Source organism: Candidatus Cloacimonadota bacterium (assembly GCA_034661015.1).
Lineage (GTDB): Bacteria > Cloacimonadota > Cloacimonadia > JGIOTU-2 > JGIOTU-2 > JAYEKN01.
Genome location: JAYEKN010000161.1, coordinates 1 through 3,000, shown reverse-complemented (window position 1 = coordinate 3,000; position 3,000 = coordinate 1). Strand labels below are relative to the sequence as shown.

The following is a 3,000-nucleotide window of genomic DNA, read 5'->3' as shown; positions in this document are numbered from 1 at the left end:
GCTAAATCTCTATCCAACATCACTTTTTGACCTCTTATAAAATAAATTTTATCCATTATTATTTCATCTGCCAACATTATTTTATCTTCATTTTTTTCACTCATATTTATATATTTTAAACTGCAAAAGTAATTATTTTAAATTGGGTGTCGCATTTGGCGATACCCAATTTATCCTATCGGATGGAACTTTCCAATATCTTACTGTAAATCATCTAAATCATTAACAAAATAGGCTTCTGTTGAACTGTAAATGGCAAAAGTAAAATCACCAATTTTTCGCAATTGCAAATCTACAATTTTTCGCAATAGTAAATCACCACTTTTGTAGATTTTTTTTTGGATTGTTCAATTCTTTGTGGAGCGTAGCGGAACAAAGAATTGAACAATCCAAATCTTTTATTATTTCTTTTTATTACCATCTTTATCGTTATTATTATTATTATTAAAAATTGTTTTCCTGTTCTCCATCCGGTAGCTCTGTCCTGATAATTTTATAACCTCACATCTGTACAAAATCCTATCAAGTAAAGCTGTTGATAATACTTCATCTTCCAAAGCATCTGCCCATTGTTTTGGTGATTTATTGGTTGTAATTATCACCGAGCTTTTTTCATGAAGATAATCAATCAAATTAAAAAATGCCACTGCTTCATGTTTTTTCATAGGGAACATCATTATATCATCAATGGCTATTAAATGTGATTTTAACAAACGATTGTATTTGCCTAATGCTGATGAAGTTACTTCTTTTAACCTGATGATGTTTATAAGTTCTTCCATTGTTAAAAAGTAAGATTTATAACCCTGTTTTACGGCTTCAAAAATTAATCCTGATGCCATAAATGTTTTGCCGGTTCCTGATGGTCCCATAAATACAATATTGTAATTTTGCTCTAACCATACCAGTTCTCTCAACTGCTTTAGCTCAAACTTGCTCACTCCGTTTGAAAAATTAAAATCATAATAATCTAAATCGTGAGTTGTGGGCAGTCCTGCCATTTTCAACCTTCTTTGGTAATCGGTTTCCCTTCTTTGTTTTACTTCTTGTTCCAACAGTGTCAGAGTGTATTCCGAGTACGTTGGTTTGTCTATTTGTGCCTGATGGATGGTGCTTTCCACATTCTTTTTTAAATGTGTCAATCGCAAACTTTCGGCATACGATTGTATCTGTTTTCTTTGTGTTTCCATTAACTTAATATTTTTTCGTATTGTTTGATATTACTTGTTTCTACATTGTTATATTTACTCTCTTCGGTATATTTTACCCTATTTTCTAACTTCTTAATTTCGGGCAATCCCTGTTTTTCTTTTTGACTTTCTGCCTGTTTTTTATCAAGAATATCAATCAGATTTTTTGCGTTGAATATCGTATTTTCAATACAGAATAAAATGCTTTCTTTTTTATTTTCATCTGAATAAGTTTTGTGGTTTTTGATGATATATTGCAAATTGTCGCGATAATACCGGCTTTTGTTTTTGTGCAATTTTTCAAAATATTCTTTCGCAATTTCTGCATTGTCAAAGATTTCTAAAACCTGTTTTTGATACGTTTCCAGTGTCTTTGACTTCTCTCTGCCGTGATCGGTATTTCTGATAGTTTGGCCTTTTTCGTTACATAATTTATGTGTGCATATCAGCTCTTTTTGTGATGTGTGGATTTTTAAATCTTCTTCCAATATTTCTAAAATCACATTGCTCTCCTTGTCTTTATATGTACCAAGTGGTAAACTGTAGAAATTACTTTTGAAACAAACTGTGTTGTCTTTTCTTACTTTATAGGATTTTAATTTTTTGTTTTCAACCTTTGATTTTACCGGTAACAAATGGTTTTTTTCTTCTTCCCATTGCTCAGCGGGTACTAATTTTGTAACTGAATGAACTTTGGCATTGCCGGTTCTTTTTAACCAGGCAAGGGATTGTTCATTGAGTAAATCTATGTTGATAAAAATTCTGCCTCGCAAAAAATTTTGTTTTACATATTTGACAACACTCTCAACCTTGCCTTTACTTTGTGGGTCGGCTTTTCTGCAAAATACCGCTTTAAAATCCTGTGTCTTACAAAAGCTGGAAAAATCTTTGGTCAACAGATAATCGCCTAAGTTTTCATCATGCATAAACACGCTATCCTGGTCGTAAATTATTTCTTTGGGGACACCCTGAAAATATGCAAATGCCAGGTGGTGGGCTTCGGATGATGTTTTTGCCGTAAATGGTTTGTCGTCAAATTTAACAAACTTGTACCGCGATCTGGAAAGCACCATTGTTAAAAAGTAAACTTTCTTCCTGCCGCCTTGTTTGGTCTGCAGCCAGGTTTCTCCAAAATCTACTTGTGCCTCTTTGCCAAAATCAGGCTCGGGCAGTTTCGCAAATTGCCTTTCTGATGTTTTTGCTGGCTTGGGTATATCGTATTGTTTTCTTATTCCCAATACAAAATTATAAATAGTTTTACTGTGTGTTTTTGGCAAATCACGGTAGTTCTCTTTTAGCCTGTCTTCTATTTGGGCTGCCGACAGGTAGGGCTTTTGTGTCAATAAATCCTTTACAAAAATTCGATAACCCGATAACTTCTTTGGTAAATTCCTTACATCTTGTATCCAATTATGAAATTCTTCTTCTGTCATTTTTTGATACTTCCGAATTGTGGACCTGTCCAATCCGGTTTCAATGCGTATCTGACTCTTGTTTAAACCCTCTTTTGTTAATTCTTGTACTTCGTACCACATATAAAATTTTTGTTTTTTGTTATTCATATTTTTTAAGATTTCTATTAATATTTCGAAATCCTAACTTAATATTTTTCTCTAAAGTGGTGATTTACTTTTGCGAAAATTTGACGATTTACTTTTGCGAAAATTTGACGATTGCTAGTTGCTGCTTACAAGACTGCTGACTTCTTGATTTGTTTAAACGCAGAGTCGCAGAAACGCAGAGGAAAAGTAACAAAAAAAAGTCAACCTTATTCAGGCAAGCACAGACTGCGGACTGAAGACTGCCGACT

General features: G+C 33.2%; 2 protein-coding genes. Both read right to left on the bottom strand.

Annotation, left to right across the window (positions count from 1 at the left end):
* Window positions 1-401 precede the first annotated feature (401 nt).
* Complete coding sequence (istB, locus tag U9P79_06290; GenBank protein MEA2104232.1) at window positions 402-1,190, bottom strand: IS21-like element helper ATPase IstB; 789 nt, start codon at window positions 1,188-1,190, stop codon at window positions 402-404.
* Complete coding sequence (istA, locus tag U9P79_06285) at window positions 1,190-2,752, bottom strand: IS21 family transposase (GenBank protein ID MEA2104231.1); 1,563 nt, start codon at window positions 2,750-2,752, stop codon at window positions 1,190-1,192. The genes istB and istA overlap by 1 nt, the downstream gene beginning before the upstream one ends.
* Between the last annotated feature and the right edge of the window lie 248 nt (window positions 2,753-3,000).

Bases quoted from the DNA above. Each gene is read 5' to 3' on its own strand.
- istB (MEA2104232.1), bottom strand. From the start codon at position 1,190: ATGGAAACACAAAGAAAACAGATACAATCGTATGCCGAAAGTTTGCGA.
- istA (MEA2104231.1), bottom strand. From the start codon at position 2,752: ATGAATAACAAAAAACAAAAATTTTATATGTGGTACGAAGTACAAGAA.